Here is a 14,404-nt window from a genome sequence, read left to right on the forward strand (position 1 = left end):
AGGGTTTGCCGCATCAGCGGCTGGTCACGTGCTGCTCCAGCAAGATCCGATTGGAGATGGAGACTAGCTCACCCTCATCGGTCAGCAACGTGGTTTTAACCGTGCCTATTTCTTCAATCTGACCTGCAACCTCACCCACTCGTACGTCCTGCCCAACCTGATACAACTCACGCACATAGATCCCGGCAAGAATCTGCCCCGCAATTTCCCTGCTTCCAAGCCCCATTGCCAAAGCCACAGCCAGGCCAACGGTAATCAACACGATCACAATCACATGGTTGAGCAGGTCAGTCTTGACCTCCAACTGGCTGATTGCCACGGAAATACTGATGATGATCACCAGCCCCTGCGCCACACGCCCCAGACCGCCTGCGTAATCAAACCCGACACTCTCGGCAGCGCCACGTACAAGACCGTTGAGCAACTGTGCAACCAGCACACCGACCAACAACACTAGCAGCGCACCAAAGACCTTGGGCAAGTACAGCGTAAAGATGTCAAGCGTAGCAGAGACGCGTTCCAGGCCCAGCGACTGGGCAGCGGAGACCAGGAAGATCAGAAGAATGAACCAATAAACAATTTTGCCAATCAGGGTCGAGATCGGGACTTGAATGCCTGCGCGCCCCAGGATCTTGGTAAGCCCGGTGCCGCCCATCAAACGATCGAGGCCCAACTTGGCAAGCAGCTTGGAAAGCAGGGTATCCAGCAGTTTGGCAACCACGAAGCCCAACAGCACCACCACCAACGCCCCGAAAAGATTAGGGATGAAGTTGGCAATTTTGGTCCACAAGGCAGTCATTGCCGTGACCAGGCTCTGGGTCCAGAGATCAAGTTCCATGTTCAATCAGCCTTATCAGCAGGGCGAGCAGCAGGTTTGCGCCGCGAAACGGGCGCAATATGAGCCGAACCGTTATTCAAAGCAATCATAAGTGCTTGCACCCAACGCCCCAGCAGACTGAAAAGATCACCCGCACCCACCTGACGGTTTGCGGTTTTCAGCACTCGGCCCAGGCAGGCGTCATCGTCACGGGTGGACGGCGGCGACTTGAGCATTTCACGTAGCGACTGTTCAAACGGATCGTGCATAAGCACCTCTCGGTATGTCTGTAAAAGACGCGAACAACTTTATCGGCGTCACATGTGCCCCGTTCAAAGCCACTGCAAACGACGATAAAACCACCATTGCCCTACGCCAATGACCAGCATCAAGATGCAGATCACGGCAAAGCCATAGGGATCATTGGAGAGTGGAACACCCCCCACGTTGATCCCGAGCAGACCGGTAAGAAAGGTGATGGGCAGGAATATCCCGGTGAGTACGCCGAACCGGTACATGATGCGACTCATGCGCACATTCAAACGTCGATCTTCAGACTCAAGTACCAGCCCCACGCGCTCGCGGGTCAACTCAAGCTCTTCCAGATAGCGGGTCAGGCTGTTGTTCAGTTCGTTCCAGTAATCGGCGTCATCCGAGCTGAACCACGGTAATTTTGTTCGCGTTAGCTGTCCGAAAATGTCCCGTTGAGGCGCCAGAAAACGACGCAAGGCAGCAGCCCTTCGGCGAATCTGCAAAATAGCCCCATGCTCCGGGGTATACCGTTCGTCGGCATCTATTTTATCTTCTTCGTCATCGACGATTTCCGACAGCTCGCTGATCAAGTCTTGCACTTTCAACGTCAGATGCTGAGCCAGATACAGGATCAATTCAGCAGGATTTCCAGGCCCTTCACCCAGCGAAAACTCACCGAGCAGCTCGTCAGTGGCCCGCAGCGGACGCATACGCAAGGAAATTACCCGCTGGGCACTGCCGAAAATACGCAGCGAGACCATGTCTTCCGGCTCAGCCCCCGGGTTCAGATTGACGCCACGCATGAACAACAACAGCTCATTGTCGGGCAGAGGCAGCAAGCGGGGGCGGGTATTTTCTTCCAGCAGCAAATCACAACTGAAGTCACTCAAGCCGCTCGAGTCGCGCAACCAGTTCTGGGTCTGAGGATGGCTGCGATCCCAATGCAACCAGATGCTTTCATGCGCTTGCAACTGCAGATCGTCCAGTTCGGTGCGTGCAATCGAACGCGCACCGCCTTTACCGTCCAGCACCAGCGCATGGACCAGTCCCCATTGAGCGTTTTCGTCCTCGAACATCCCTGATCCTTAATGGTGATACGTTTAGCCCGGCATTTTCAGAGCAGTTGGCGAAATGATAACGCCATTGTTATCGGCATAAATGAATTCTCCGGGGCGAAATGTGACACCTGCAAACGTTACCGGCACATTCACATCACCCAGACCGCGCCTGACGGATTTGAGCGGGTGACTGGCCAATGCCTGCACCCCCAGGTCGGTTTGGGCGAGAACATCCACGTCGCGGATACAGCCGTAGATCACCAGCCCTTCCCAACCGTTTTTCGATGCTTTCTCAGCAATCATGTCGCCCAGCAAGGCGTGGCGCAGAGACCCACCGCCGTCGACCACCATCACTTTGCCCGTGCCATTGAGCTCAGCCTGCTCCTTGACCCGGGAGTTATCCTCGAAGCACTTGATGGTCACGATCTCGCCGCCAAAGGAGTCGCGCCCGCCAAAATTGCTGAACATTGGCTCAAGCACCTGCACTGAATCGGGGTAGGCATCGCACAGATCGGGAGTGATGTAGTGATTCATGAAGTAACTCCTGTTTTGAGTCGCGCAGCAGGGGGAGGAAAAACAACACTAGCTTTATAGACGCTCTGAAGCAGGCTGACTGTATATGTTTACGCACCTATCAGCGAGAACACACCACAAGCCCAGACGCTTAATGTGACCATATTCACAGGCAGCGTCACATATTAGCCGCACTCGCACCACGCAAAACCCTGAATTAAAACCCGCTGACCTGTGCAAAACCGTCTTCAGCCACTGCCACGGAGTGCTGGGCCAGCCAATTGCGCACCAGCGGCCACACTTCTTCCCGGGCGGCCTGGCTTACCAGCATCTCAACGTGACTGAAATCAGAACTGAAACCCTGCTTGCACCCCAAAGTCACGAAAGTACGCTGCTCTGAGCCCAACTGGTCGTAGAGTTTTCGGCACGCCCATTCCGGAGTTTGCCGATCGCCCGCGGCAGCGACGGCCAGTACGGGCACACGGACTTCGGCCAGACCCGCCCACCAATCCTTTTCAGCATCTTTAAAGCCCCCCATAAAACCATTCCAGCGCAAGGTTTCCAGGGCGATGCTGACGGGCTCGTCTTCGGGACCTCGCTTGAGCCATGCACCCGAGAGTTGCGTAAAGCGCTTCAACAACAGATAAGCGCACCACTGCACCGGCGGGATTTTCAATGACCAATAACGACGATTGATCTGACAGCCAAAAAACGCCGCGGAGGCCACGTCTTCATCACCCAGATACTGACCGCCAAGGGCCGCTGCCAGACTGATTCCGCCTTGAGAGTGGCCGATCCAGTGCGGGATGCTCCCGCTCAACTCGCGTACAAAGGCGCCGATGGCCGGCAAATCATAACGGGCGTAGTCCGCCACACGGTTCTTGTTCCAGCTGATATTGCGCGCCGAAAGACCATGACCGCGCATTTCAGGAAGCCACACATCAAAGCCGGCCCGGGCCAGAAATGCCCCCAGCCCCACCCCTTTGGGCGAATACCAGAACCGCCGATTAGAAAAACTGCCGTGCAACAGGATAACCGGCACACCGCGCACCGGGCTGGCGTCAGCCATGCCCAGCCGGGTCACCACCAGCTCCACGGAAATGTCCGGGCTATTGGCGGGTTTCAAGCGATAAACGTCTTCGCTCAGATCACCCCGACGCTCAGCGCTAATCAGGGCAACGGGAAAAAGATGACTGCTGCTTTGCATAATGCTCTTGCACAAAAAAGGGCGACTCCACAGAGGAACTCGCCCTACCACTGCTTATAAAGAGCAGAGCAGCCAATTGGCTGCCCCGCCCTTCTCTCAACGACTCAAGCCTGGGCTTGACCTTCAGCCAGGAAGAACCAGGTTTCCAGCACGGTGTCAGGGTTCAGGGACACGCTTTCAATGCCCTGCTCCATCAACCACAGCGCCAGATCCGGGTGATCAGATGGGCCCTGGCCACAAATACCGATGTACTTGCCAGCCTTGTTGCACGCCTGAATGGCGTTGGACAGCAGCTTTTTAACTGCCGGATTACGCTCGTCGAACAAGTGGGCAATCACACCGGAGTCGCGGTCCAGACCCAGGGTCAATTGGGTCAGGTCGTTGGAACCGATGGAGAAACCGTCGAAGAATTCAAGGAACTCTTCAGCCAGAATCGCGTTGGACGGCAACTCGCACATCATGATGATGCGCAGGCCATTTTCCCCACGCTTGAGGCCGTTTTCAGCCAGCAGGTCGATGACCTGGCTCGCCTCACCCAGGGTGCGCACGAAAGGCACCATGATTTCGACGTTGGTGAAGCCCATCTCGTTGCGTACACGCTTAAGGGCGCGGCACTCGAGCTCGAAACAATCGCGGAAGTTTTCGCTGATTTAACGCGAAGCGCCGCGGAAGCCCAGCATCGGGTTTTCTTCTTCGGGCTCGTACAGCTTGCCGCCGATCAGGTTTGCGTACTCGTTGGACTTGAAGTCCGACAGACGCACGATCACTTTCTTAGGCGTAAATGCGCCAGCCAGAGTGCTGATGCCTTCAACCAGTTTTTCGACATAAAAACCGACCGGATCGTCATAGCCAGCGATACGCTTGTCGACGCTATCCTTGATTTCCTGCGGCAGGCCGTCGTAGTTCAACAGTGCCTTGGGGTGCACACCGATCATACGGTTGATGATGAACTCCAGGCGGGCCAGACCCACACCGGCGTTCGGCAACTGCGCGAAGTCAAAGGCGCGATCCGGATTGCCGACGTTCATCATGATCTTGAACGGCAGTTCCGGCATGGCATCGACCGAGTTCTTCTTGATATCGAAGCCCAGCTCGCCTTCAAAGATAAAACCGGTATCACCTTCGGCACAGGAAACAGTCACGCCCTGTCCGTCTTTCAACAGCTGGGTCGCGTTGCCGCAACCGACCACCGCCGGAATACCCAGTTCGCGCGCGATGATCGCCGCGTGGCAGGTACGCCCGCCACGGTTGGTGACGATTGCACTGGCGCGCTTCATGACCGGTTCCCAGTCCGGATCAGTCATGTCAGACACCAACACGTCGCCCGGCTGGACCTTGTCCATCTCGGACACGTCCTTGATGATCCGGACCTTGCCTGCGCCGATACGCTGACCGATCGCGCGGCCTTCAACCAGCACCGTGCCGGTCTCTTTCAACAGGTAGCGCTCCATGACATTGCCGGCACTGCGGCTTTTCACGGTTTCAGGGCGCGCCTGAACGATGTACAGCTTGCCGTCGTCACCGTCCTTGGCCCATTCGATGTCCATCGGGCACTTGTAGTGCTTCTCGATGATCATCGCCTGCTTGGCCAGTTCGCTGACTTCAGCATCAGTCAGGCAGAAGCGGGCACGGTCGGCCTTGTCAACGTCGATCACTTTGACCGACTTGCCGGCGCTGGCTTCTTCGCCGTAGATCATCTTGATCGCTTTGCTGCCCAGGTTGCGGCGCAAAATCGCCGGTCGACCGGCTTCCAGAGTCTGCTTGTGGACGTAGAACTCGTCCGGGTTGACCGCGCCCTGCACAACAGTTTCGCCCAGCCCGTAGGCGCCGGTGATAAACACTACATCACGGAAACCCGACTCGGTGTCCAGGGTAAACATCACACCCGCGGTCCCGGTTTCGGAGCGCACCATGCGCTGCACACCTGCCGACAGCGCGACCAGTTTGTGGTCAAAACCCTGGTGCACGCGGTAAGAAATCGCACGATCGTTGAACAAGGAGGCAAATACCTCCTTGGCCGCACGGATCACGTTTTCAACGCCACGAATATTCAGAAAAGTTTCTTGCTGACCGGCAAAGGATGCATCCGGCAAGTCTTCAGCGGTAGCCGAGGAGCGCACGGCAACAGCCATGTCCGGGTTGCCCTGGGACAAGGTTGCGAAAGCCGTACGAATTTCTGCGTTGAGCTTCTCCGGGAACTCGGCTTCCATGATCCATTGACGGATCTGGGCCCCGGTCCGGGCCAGGGCGTTAACGTCATCAACATCCAGCGCGTCCAGCGCCGCATGAATCTGATCGTTCAAGCCGCTCAGTTCAAGAAAATCACGATATGCCTGGGAAGTGGTGGCAAAACCACCGGGAACCGAAACACCAGCGCCTGCAAGATTACTGATCATCTCGCCGAGGGATGCGTTCTTGCCCCCCACATGCTCTACATCATGGACGCCGAGCTTATCGAGGGAAACTACGTACTCTACCAAGGTGATCTCTCCACTAACTGTGTTGGAAAAGCTCAGGGCGCTGAATGCTCATCTAGGGGGCATCGCAGCGATTGTGGCCTGGACCTGGAAAATAAGTGAAACTGCCGGCCATGTAGCGCGACAAAATCGCGCCTATCATATCCAACAATCGTCACCAGCTTAAGGCCCAAGGCGCAAATGAAACGATCTGCTTTCTTTATCTCCGATGGCACCGGCATTACCGCCGAAACCCTTGGCCAGAGTTTGTTGGCACAGTTCGAAAATGTGACCTTCAGCAAGTTCACACGCCCCTATATAGATAGCGTGGACAAAGCGCGGGCAATGGTACAACAAATCGATAACGCCGCCGAAAAAGACGGAGTTCGCCCAATCATCTTCGACACCATCGTCAATCAGGACATCCGCGAGATCCTGGCCACCTCCAATGGTTTCATGATCGACATCTTCTCAAGCTTCCTCGCACCGCTGGAGCAAGAGCTCGACGAGCACTCCTCTTACTCGGTCGGCAAGTCGCACTCCATCGGCCACAACTCCAATTACATGGAGCGCATCGAGGCCGTGAACTTTGCCCTCGACAACGATGACGGGGCCCGCACCCACAAGTACGACAAAGCCGACCTGATCCTGGTGGGCGTGTCGCGCTGCGGCAAAACTCCGACCTGCCTTTATATGGCAATGCAATTCGGCATTCGCGCGGCCAACTACCCGCTGACCGATGACGATATGGAAAGCCTCAAGTTGCCGGCAGCCTTGAGCGCGCACAAACACAAACTCTTCGGTCTGACCATTGACCCTGACCGCCTGACCGCCATTCGCAACGAGCGCAAGCCCAACAGCCGCTATTCAAGCTACGCCCAATGCGAATTTGAAGTGCGCGAGGTCGAGCTACTGTTCCAGCGTGAAAACATTCCGCACATCAACTCCACGCATTTCTCGGTAGAAGAAATCTCGGCCAAAATCCTGGTCGAAAAAGGCGTGGAGCGACGCTTCAAATAACCCCCCGCCTTATCCTGTGGGAGCTGGCTCGCCAGCGATGACATCAGTGCGCACGGCCTGATACCCCGGGCCGCCCGCATCGCTGGCAAGCCAGCTCCCACAATGATTGCTCTGTGGCTACGGCGGGTTTAAATCACCAACAAATCCACAAATGCATGAACCGGTGTCGCCTCCAGCGCCGCCTGGTCCTTGCACAGCGCAAAAATCTGCTTGCAACGCTGGCCCACAAACCGCGTCGCCAAATTGGCCTTGAACTTGTCTTCGAGCAACGGAATGCCTTCGGCACGCCGCCGACGATGGCCAATCGGATACTCCACAACCACTTGCCCGGTGCTGCTGCCATCGGTGAAAAACACCTGAATCGCATTGGCAATCGAGCGCTTGTCGGCCTCCAGGTATTCGCGGGTAAAGCGCGGATCTTCAACAATCACCATCTTCTCGCGCAGCTCATCAATGATCGGATGCGCGGCATGAAAATCATCCTCGTACTGCTCAGCCACCAGATTGCCAAAGGCCAGCGGTACAGCCGTCATGTATTGGATGCAGTGATCCCGGTCCGCTGAGTTGGCCAATTTGCCCTGCTTGGAAATGATCCGAATCGCTGATTCGTGGGTTGTAATCACAATTTTCTCGATCTCGTGCAGACGATCCCTGACCTGCGGATGCAAGGTTACCGCCGCCTCACAGGCGGTTTGCGCATGAAATTCGGCCGGGAAACTGATTTTGAACAACACGTTTTCCATCACATACGTGCCGTAGGGCTGTGACAGGCTGAACTGGCGCTGGCCTTCAGGCTTGAGCGCCAGGTCCTTGTTGGTATGGCTGAACAGCACATCGTAGAACCCCCACTGCGGCGCCGTCAGCACACCCGGAACACCCATCTCGCCGCGCATCGCAATATCAGCCAGGCGCACACCCCGACTCGACGCATCCCCGGCAGCCCAGGATTTTCGCGATCCGGCATTGGGCGCATGACGATAGGTGCGCAAGGCCTGGCCATCGACAAAGGCATGGGACAATGCCGACAGCAACTGCTCGCGGTCAGCCCCCATCAGCTTGGCGCAGACCGCTGTAGAAGCGACTTTCACCAACAGCACGTGATCGAGCCCTACACGGTTGAAAGAGTTTTCCAGGGCAATCACCCCCTGAATCTCATGGGCCATAATCATTGCCTCAAGCACCGCCCTCACCGTCAGCGGCGCCTCGCCATTGGCCACGCGCTTTTGCGACAGATGATCGGCCACCGCCAGAATGCCGCCCAGATTATCCGAAGGATGACCCCACTCCGCAGCCAGCCAGGTGTCGTTGTAATCCAGCCAGCGCACGATGCAGCCGATGTCCCACGCGGCCTTGACCGGGTCCAGCCGCAGCGAAGTCCCCGGCACACGGGCACCAAATGGCACCAGCGTGCCCTCCACTATCGGCCCCAGGTGCTTGGTGCACTCCGGAAAACGCAACGCCAGCAAGCCACAGCCCAACGTGTCCATCAGACAGTTGCGGGCAGTGTTCAGGGCTTCAGGCGAGGTGATGGTGTAAGTCAGGACGTAATCGGCAATGTCCTGCAAGACGCGGTCATAGTCGGGACGATTGTTGAGGTCGACGTTGGCACTCATTCGTAATTGCTCCAGTTCGGATAATTAAAAGGTGTGTTCCATCCTCAGGCTCGGCGTGATCATGCGGGTCTGGAGCGCCCGCTCAAGTAGGTTTCTACAGCCAGACAGCTCCCCACTGTAGAGGGCTTAAGTCGTACTTGCGTTCAGCTGCGGGTTAAAAAGGCGTCTGCCAGCAGCCGGTTGCGCGCCAGCCCCGCCAAAAACAAACGCTTGGCGAAAGCCTCGACACTGTCGGGGTGACCGCAGATCAAAGCGTGAGTCTGGCGCGACTCCACCCGTATCCCGGCCAGAAAGTCCGGTAACCGAGCGCGCTCGACCCGCTCGACCTGCAGATTTGGCTGCGCGACAGCCAGCACCTGCAGCTCTGCCTCCAGGTAGTGTTCGCTATGATCCCGGGCTACGTGCACCAGGCGTATCGGCCCGTGATGGTGCTGACGCAGCGCCTCGCGCAGTACGCCATATAAAGGCCCCAGCCCGGTGCCGGACGCCAGCAGCCAGAGAGGGTGCTCCTGCCAGTCGGGGTCGTAACGCAGGGCGCCGCCACGCAGCTCCCCCAAACGCAGCGGATCGCCAACCCGCAACTGACGCGCGGCACTGACAAACTCACCGGCATGGGCGCAATCGAGGTGAAACTCCAGAAACCGGTCTTCATCAGGCAGGCTGGCTAATGAATACGGACGCGCAACACCGTTGGCTGTCCACAACACCACATGCTGACCGGCGCGATAACGCAGCGAGCGCCCAGGCAACAAACGCAAGCGCAACACCGTCGGGCTCAACCAGTCGACACTCAGCACCTCGGCGGGCAAGCCGTCGCGCATCGGGTCAAAGGCCTCAAGCTGCAAGTCTTCCACCACCTGACACTGACAAGCCAGGCGCCAGCCTTGTTCACGCTGGGCGCGGCTCAATGCCTCGGGTTTGAGGTCGGCAGGCTCGCCACGCACACAACGCACCAGACAGGCATGGCAACTGCCGGCACGGCAGCTGTAAGGCACCGCCACACCGGCCTGATTGAGGCTATCGAGCAAATTGGCATCCTGGCAAACCGACCAGCGCCGGTCAGCGACGTGTAACTCGGGCACTTCATATGTCCTGTAAAAGATTCAGTGTGGCGGGTAGCAGTTGCCGCAGGCTACGGCCGATTGCAAAGCGATCGTAAATGCTGAGCGTGCGCCTGAACTGAAGGATCGCGGTAGCTGATTCTACGACGGCTTCGCCGCCGCACGCAGCCTTCGCCAGCGGCTACAAATCCACCCGACGTTCGTTTATACCCCCCGCAGGTGTATCAAGACGTGCACCGCGTTATACTGCCGCGCCTTTTTGGTGCCGGTCATCCGTGCCCGGTATGCCCAGCAAAGATGTTTTCGACAGACCGATAGACCAAGGTCGCAAACACCTTATTGAATGTTCCCGTCTTATAGAGGAGCGCGACCCATGACCGTGATCAAGCAAGACGACCTGATTCAGAGCGTTGCTGACGCCCTGCAATTCATTTCCTACTACCACCCCGTGGACTTCATCCAGGCCATGCACGAGGCTTACCTGCGCGAAGAATCGCCAGCGGCCCGTGACTCGATGGCGCAAATCCTGATCAACTCGCGCATGTGTGCCACCGGCCACCGCCCGATTTGCCAGGACACCGGCATCGTCACCGTATTCGTGCGTGTGGGCATGGATGTGCGCTGGACCGGCGCCACCATGGGCCTGGACGACATGATCAACGAAGGCGTGCGTCGCGCTTACAACCTCCCGGAAAACGTCCTGCGGGCTTCGATCCTGGCCGACCCGGCCGGTGCTCGCCGCAACACCAAGGACAACACCCCGGCAGTTATCCACTACTCCATCGTTCCGGGCAACACCGTGGAAGTGGACGTAGCGGCCAAGGGCGGCGGCTCCGAAAACAAGTCGAAAATGGCCATGCTCAACCCGTCCGACTCGATCGTTGACTGGGTGCTCAAGACCGTTCCGACCATGGGTGCGGGCTGGTGCCCACCGGGCATGCTCGGCATCGGTATCGGCGGCACGGCTGAAAAAGCGGCGGTGATGGCCAAGGAAGTGTTGATGGAGTCCATCGACATTCACGACCTGATCAAGCGCGGCCCGTCCAGCCGTATCGAAGAGATGCGTATTGAGTTGTTCGAGAAGGTCAACCAGCTGGGCATCGGCGCCCAGGGGCTTGGCGGCCTGACCACAGTACTCGACGTAAAAATCATGGACTACCCGACCCACGCCGCTTCCTTGCCGGTGTGCATGATCCCGAACTGCGCGGCCACCCGCCATGCGCATTTTGTGCTCGACGGTTCCGGCCCGGCCGAGCTGGAGGCACCACCGCTGGACGCCTACCCGCAAATCGTCTGGGAAGCAGGTCCATCGGCGCGCCGTGTAGACCTGGACACCCTGACCCCGCAAGACGTGCAAAGCTGGAAGCCGGGCGAGACCGTTTTGCTCAACGGCAAAATGCTCACCGGTCGCGACGCGGCGCACAAGCGCATGGTCGAAATGCTGAACCGTGGTGAAACCTTGCCGGTCGACCTCAAGGGTCGCTTCATCTATTACGTGGGCCCGGTTGATCCGGTCGGCGACGAAGTCGTTGGCCCTGCCGGTCCGACCACAGCCACGCGGATGGACAAGTTCACCCGCCAGATCCTTGATCAGACCGGCCTGCTGGGCATGATCGGCAAATCCGAGCGCGGCCCGACCGCTATCGAAGCGATCAAGGACCACAAAGCCGTGTACTTGATGGCGGTTGGCGGTGCAGCGTATCTGGTGGCTCAAGCCATCAAGAAATCGCGCGTCGTGGCCTTTGCCGAACTGGGCATGGAAGCGATCTACGAGTTCGACGTTAAAGACATGCCGGTGACCGTGGCTGTCGACAGTAAAGGCGAGTCGGTACACATCACCGGCCCGGCAATCTGGCAGAAGAAAATCAGCGAAAGCCTGGCCGTTGAAGTGCAGTAAGCCCTTCTAAGCCAGACACAAAAAAACGGCCGGGTTAATCACCCGGCCGTTTTTTTATGCCATTTACCTGTAGGAGCGAGCTTGCCTCGCGAGCTTTTCGTTGCTGCGCTAAAAAGCTCGCGCCTACAAGACGTTAAAACGCATTACGGAAGATCTCTTCAATCTGCCCCTGGTCCGCCTTGCGCGGGTTGGTGAAACCACAGGCATCTTTCAGCGCGTTGGTTGCCAACATCGGGATGTCATCCACCTTGGCCCCCAGATCCCGAAGACCCGCTGGAATTTCAACATCCTTGGCCAAGGTGCGAATTGCCGCAATGGCTGCTTGCGCGCCCTCTTCCGGGCTCAAACCCCGTATATCGGCACCCAGCGCGTGGGCCACATCGGTCAGGCGAGCCGCACACACATGAGCGTTAAAGGTTTGCACATGGGGTAGCAGTACCGCGTTGCACACCCCGTGCGGCAAGTCGTAGAAGCCGCCCAACTGGTGCGCCATGGCGTGAACAAAACCCAGCGACGCATTATTGAACGCCATGCCTGCCAGGAACTGCGCGTAGGCCATGTTCTCCCGAGCGGTGAGGTCTTTGCCGTCGCTTACCGCCTGACGCAAGTTCTGGCTGATCAGCTGCATGGCTTTAATTGCACAGGCATCGGTAATCGGGTTGGCCGCGGTCGACACATAGGCTTCCACAGCGTGGGTCAGCGCGTCCATACCGGTCGCAGCCGTAAGCCCCTTGGGCATTGCCACCATCAGTTGCGGGTCGTTGACCGACAGCAGCGGTGTTACGTTGCGGTCGACGATCGCCATTTTCACGTGGCGCTCTTCGTCCGTGATGATGCAAAAACGCGTCATCTCACTGGCCGTACCCGCCGTGGTATTGATCGAAACCAGCGGCAGTTGGGGCTTGGCCGACTGATCCACGCCTTCGTAATCGCGAATATGCCCGCCGTTTGTCGCACACAACGCAATGCCTTTGGCACAGTCATGGGGCGAGCCGCCACCCAGCGATACAACAAAGTCACATTGATGCTGCTTGAGGACCTTCAAACCCGCCTCTACGTTGGCAATGCTCGGATTCGGCTTGGCGCCGTCGAAAATCACCGAGTCAATATCCTGCAATGCCAGCTTTTCTGCGATCAGCGTCGCTACCCCGGCCTTGGCCAGCCCGGCATCAGTCACGATCAGCGCCTTGCGAAATCCATAATTGCTAATCGCGGTCATGGCTTCATCCAGACAGCCGTTACCCATAATGTTGACGGCGGGAATAAAAAAAGTGCTGGTCATGGCGAGTCCTCTAAAGCGGGGTGTAGCCCGCGACGCTGAATAAGTCCATGAGCATAGCTTCAACTTATTTATGCACACCGATGTTGATCTGGCTCAACACTTGAGCGTGATAAAGTCCTGCTTTGCCCCCGCCTTGAGACGATATTTGCCATGACCCCCTTCCAGGAATTTGATGCCGAACTAGAAGACTGGAATGCCTTGAGCACCGGCACACCGTGCAGCGGGCTGCTGATCGGTAACGGTGCGAGCATGGCCGTGTGGCATGACTTTTATTACGACTCGCTGTTCGACAAAGCCAAAAGTGTCGCCGAAAAGCCTCTGAGCCAGACCGAACTCAGCGTGTTCGAAGCCCTGGGCACGCGCAATTTCGAGCACGTGTTAAGCGCACTCAAAACCGCAAGCAAGGTCAACAAGGCCCTGGCGATCAATTCAGCCTCGCCGCGCAAGCGCTACTACGCCATCAAGGAAGCGCTGATCAACAGCACACAGGACGTACACATCCCCTGGCGCCTGATGCAACCCGAAACCCTGGCATGCTGGAACCGGGAACTGGCGCGCTACGCCACGGTGTACTGCTCCAACTACGACCTGCTCACCCCCTGGGCGGTGATGCAGGCGCCGAAACAGTTCAATGATCTATTCGACACGCCGGGGGCTACTTTCGAACTGGCTGGCGCACTGGGCAAGAGCAAGTCCACACGCGTGCTCTACCTGCACGGTGGCCTGCATCTGGTGAAAAATCAGGAAGGCAAGGCTCGCAAGATCAACGCCACGCCACCCGTGCTACTGAGCAACTTCGCGATCAATCACTCAATCAGCGCGCTGGACGATGTGCCGCTGTTTGTCAGCGAGAGCAGCAGCGACGACAAGCGCAAATCCATTCGCCACTCGGATTACCTGTCGTTTTGCCATGAACAGCTGATGACCCACAAAGACACGTTATGCATCTTTGGCCACAGCCTGGCAGAGCAGGACCAGCACCTGATTGATGCTTTGCGTCAGGCACCGCTGAAAACGCTGTGCATCTCGATTTACCCGCGCAACGAAGCGTTTATCCGCTTCCAGAAACACCACTACTCGGCGCTATTTGCAGACAAGAAGCTGACATTGCGCTTCTATAATTCGAAAACTCACCCGCTGGGTTACACCAGGCATTCGGTACCGGTAGAGGTGTAGCCCTGCAACAACGGGCCTGCTCACGGGGCAATGACACCACCGCCAGCAGGCC

Annotated in this window: 11 protein-coding genes and 1 pseudogene; 3 read left to right on the forward strand and 9 right to left on the reverse strand. The window is 57.6% G+C overall.

Annotation, left to right across the window (positions count from 1 at the left end):
• Nucleotides 1-13: 13 nt before the first annotated feature.
• The 6 genes and pseudogenes from AOC04_RS14030 to ppsA all read right to left on the reverse strand — a co-directional run bounded on the left by AOC04_RS14030 (nucleotide 14) and on the right by ppsA (nucleotide 6,327).
• Nucleotides 14-838, reverse strand: a complete 825-nt coding sequence (locus AOC04_RS14030) for a mechanosensitive ion channel family protein (protein ID WP_003441169.1) — start codon at nucleotides 836-838, stop codon at nucleotides 14-16.
• Between the two features lie 2 nt (nucleotides 839-840).
• Nucleotides 841-1,086: a hypothetical protein gene (locus AOC04_RS14035; RefSeq protein WP_060694332.1), complete on the reverse strand. Its 246-nt coding sequence runs from the start codon at nucleotides 1,084-1,086 to the stop codon at nucleotides 841-843.
• A gap of 63 nt (nucleotides 1,087-1,149) precedes the next feature.
• The gene (locus tag AOC04_RS14040) at nucleotides 1,150-2,145 is read right to left on the reverse strand and encodes a CorA family divalent cation transporter (protein WP_060694334.1); all 996 of its coding nucleotides are present in this window, start codon (nucleotides 2,143-2,145) and stop codon (nucleotides 1,150-1,152) included.
• Nucleotides 2,146-2,169: 24 nt separating this feature from the next.
• On the reverse strand, nucleotides 2,170-2,661 hold the full coding sequence (gene rraA, locus AOC04_RS14045) for a ribonuclease E activity regulator RraA (RefSeq protein WP_060694336.1): 492 nt from the start codon (nucleotides 2,659-2,661) through the stop codon (nucleotides 2,170-2,172).
• A gap of 196 nt (nucleotides 2,662-2,857) precedes the next feature.
• Complete coding sequence (locus AOC04_RS14050) at nucleotides 2,858-3,847, reverse strand: alpha/beta fold hydrolase (protein WP_060694338.1); 990 nt, start codon at nucleotides 3,845-3,847, stop codon at nucleotides 2,858-2,860.
• A 104-nt stretch (nucleotides 3,848-3,951) separates the two neighbouring features.
• Nucleotides 3,952-6,327 (reverse strand): annotated as a pseudogene (ppsA, locus tag AOC04_RS14055) (phosphoenolpyruvate synthase).
• Nucleotides 6,328-6,504: 177 nt separating this feature from the next.
• Between ppsA and ppsR the strand changes: the two are divergent.
• Nucleotides 6,505-7,323, forward strand: a complete 819-nt coding sequence (gene ppsR, locus AOC04_RS14060; RefSeq protein ID WP_060694339.1) for a posphoenolpyruvate synthetase regulatory kinase/phosphorylase PpsR — start codon at nucleotides 6,505-6,507, stop codon at nucleotides 7,321-7,323.
• Between the two features lie 128 nt (nucleotides 7,324-7,451).
• Here the strand turns inward: ppsR and prpD are convergent, their stop codons facing one another.
• Both prpD and AOC04_RS14070 read right to left on the reverse strand, forming a co-directional pair.
• The gene (prpD, locus tag AOC04_RS14065; protein WP_060694341.1) at nucleotides 7,452-8,936 is read right to left on the reverse strand and encodes a 2-methylcitrate dehydratase; all 1,485 of its coding nucleotides are present in this window, start codon (nucleotides 8,934-8,936) and stop codon (nucleotides 7,452-7,454) included.
• 143 nt (nucleotides 8,937-9,079) lie between these two features.
• Nucleotides 9,080-10,018: an iron-sulfur-binding ferredoxin reductase gene (locus tag AOC04_RS14070; protein WP_060694343.1), complete on the reverse strand. Its 939-nt coding sequence runs from the start codon at nucleotides 10,016-10,018 to the stop codon at nucleotides 9,080-9,082.
• A 352-nt stretch (nucleotides 10,019-10,370) separates the two neighbouring features.
• Between AOC04_RS14070 and AOC04_RS14075 the strand changes: the two genes are divergently transcribed.
• The gene (locus AOC04_RS14075; protein ID WP_060694345.1) at nucleotides 10,371-11,894 is read left to right on the forward strand and encodes a fumarate hydratase; all 1,524 of its coding nucleotides are present in this window, start codon (nucleotides 10,371-10,373) and stop codon (nucleotides 11,892-11,894) included.
• Nucleotides 11,895-12,027: 133 nt separating this feature from the next.
• Here the strand turns inward: AOC04_RS14075 and yiaY are convergent, their stop codons facing one another.
• Complete coding sequence (gene yiaY, locus AOC04_RS14080) at nucleotides 12,028-13,176, reverse strand: L-threonine dehydrogenase (protein ID WP_060694347.1); 1,149 nt, start codon at nucleotides 13,174-13,176, stop codon at nucleotides 12,028-12,030.
• A 150-nt stretch (nucleotides 13,177-13,326) separates the two neighbouring features.
• Here yiaY and AOC04_RS14085 point away from each other — a divergent pair, with 150 nt between their 5' ends.
• Nucleotides 13,327-14,352, forward strand: coding sequence for a DUF4917 family protein (locus tag AOC04_RS14085; protein ID WP_060694348.1), 1,026 nt, complete (start codon nucleotides 13,327-13,329; stop codon nucleotides 14,350-14,352).
• The last annotated feature ends 52 nt before the right edge of the window (nucleotides 14,353-14,404 follow it).

The organism is Pseudomonas versuta (assembly GCF_001294575.1).
In the GTDB taxonomy this organism is placed as follows: domain Bacteria; phylum Pseudomonadota; class Gammaproteobacteria; order Pseudomonadales; family Pseudomonadaceae; genus Aquipseudomonas; species Aquipseudomonas versuta.

What these genes read in the sequence shown, in the direction of transcription:
- AOC04_RS14050 (WP_060694338.1), bottom strand. Translation starts at nt 3,847, where the DNA reads ATGCAAAGCAGCAGTCATCTTTTTCCCGTTGCCCTGATTAGCGCTGAG.
- ppsR (WP_060694339.1), top strand. Translation starts at nt 6,505, where the DNA reads ATGAAACGATCTGCTTTCTTTATCTCCGATGGCACCGGCATTACCGCC.
- rraA (WP_060694336.1), bottom strand. Translation starts at nt 2,661, where the DNA reads ATGAATCACTACATCACTCCCGATCTGTGCGATGCCTACCCCGATTCA.
- AOC04_RS14085 (WP_060694348.1), top strand. Translation starts at nt 13,327, where the DNA reads ATGACCCCCTTCCAGGAATTTGATGCCGAACTAGAAGACTGGAATGCC.
- AOC04_RS14075 (WP_060694345.1), top strand. Translation starts at nt 10,371, where the DNA reads ATGACCGTGATCAAGCAAGACGACCTGATTCAGAGCGTTGCTGACGCC.
- AOC04_RS14040 (WP_060694334.1), bottom strand. Translation starts at nt 2,145, where the DNA reads ATGTTCGAGGACGAAAACGCTCAATGGGGACTGGTCCATGCGCTGGTG.
- prpD (WP_060694341.1), bottom strand. Translation starts at nt 8,936, where the DNA reads ATGAGTGCCAACGTCGACCTCAACAATCGTCCCGACTATGACCGCGTC.
- yiaY (WP_060694347.1), bottom strand. Translation starts at nt 13,176, where the DNA reads ATGACCAGCACTTTTTTTATTCCCGCCGTCAACATTATGGGTAACGGC.
- AOC04_RS14030 (WP_003441169.1), bottom strand. Translation starts at nt 838, where the DNA reads ATGGAACTTGATCTCTGGACCCAGAGCCTGGTCACGGCAATGACTGCC.
- AOC04_RS14035 (WP_060694332.1), bottom strand. Translation starts at nt 1,086, where the DNA reads ATGCACGATCCGTTTGAACAGTCGCTACGTGAAATGCTCAAGTCGCCG.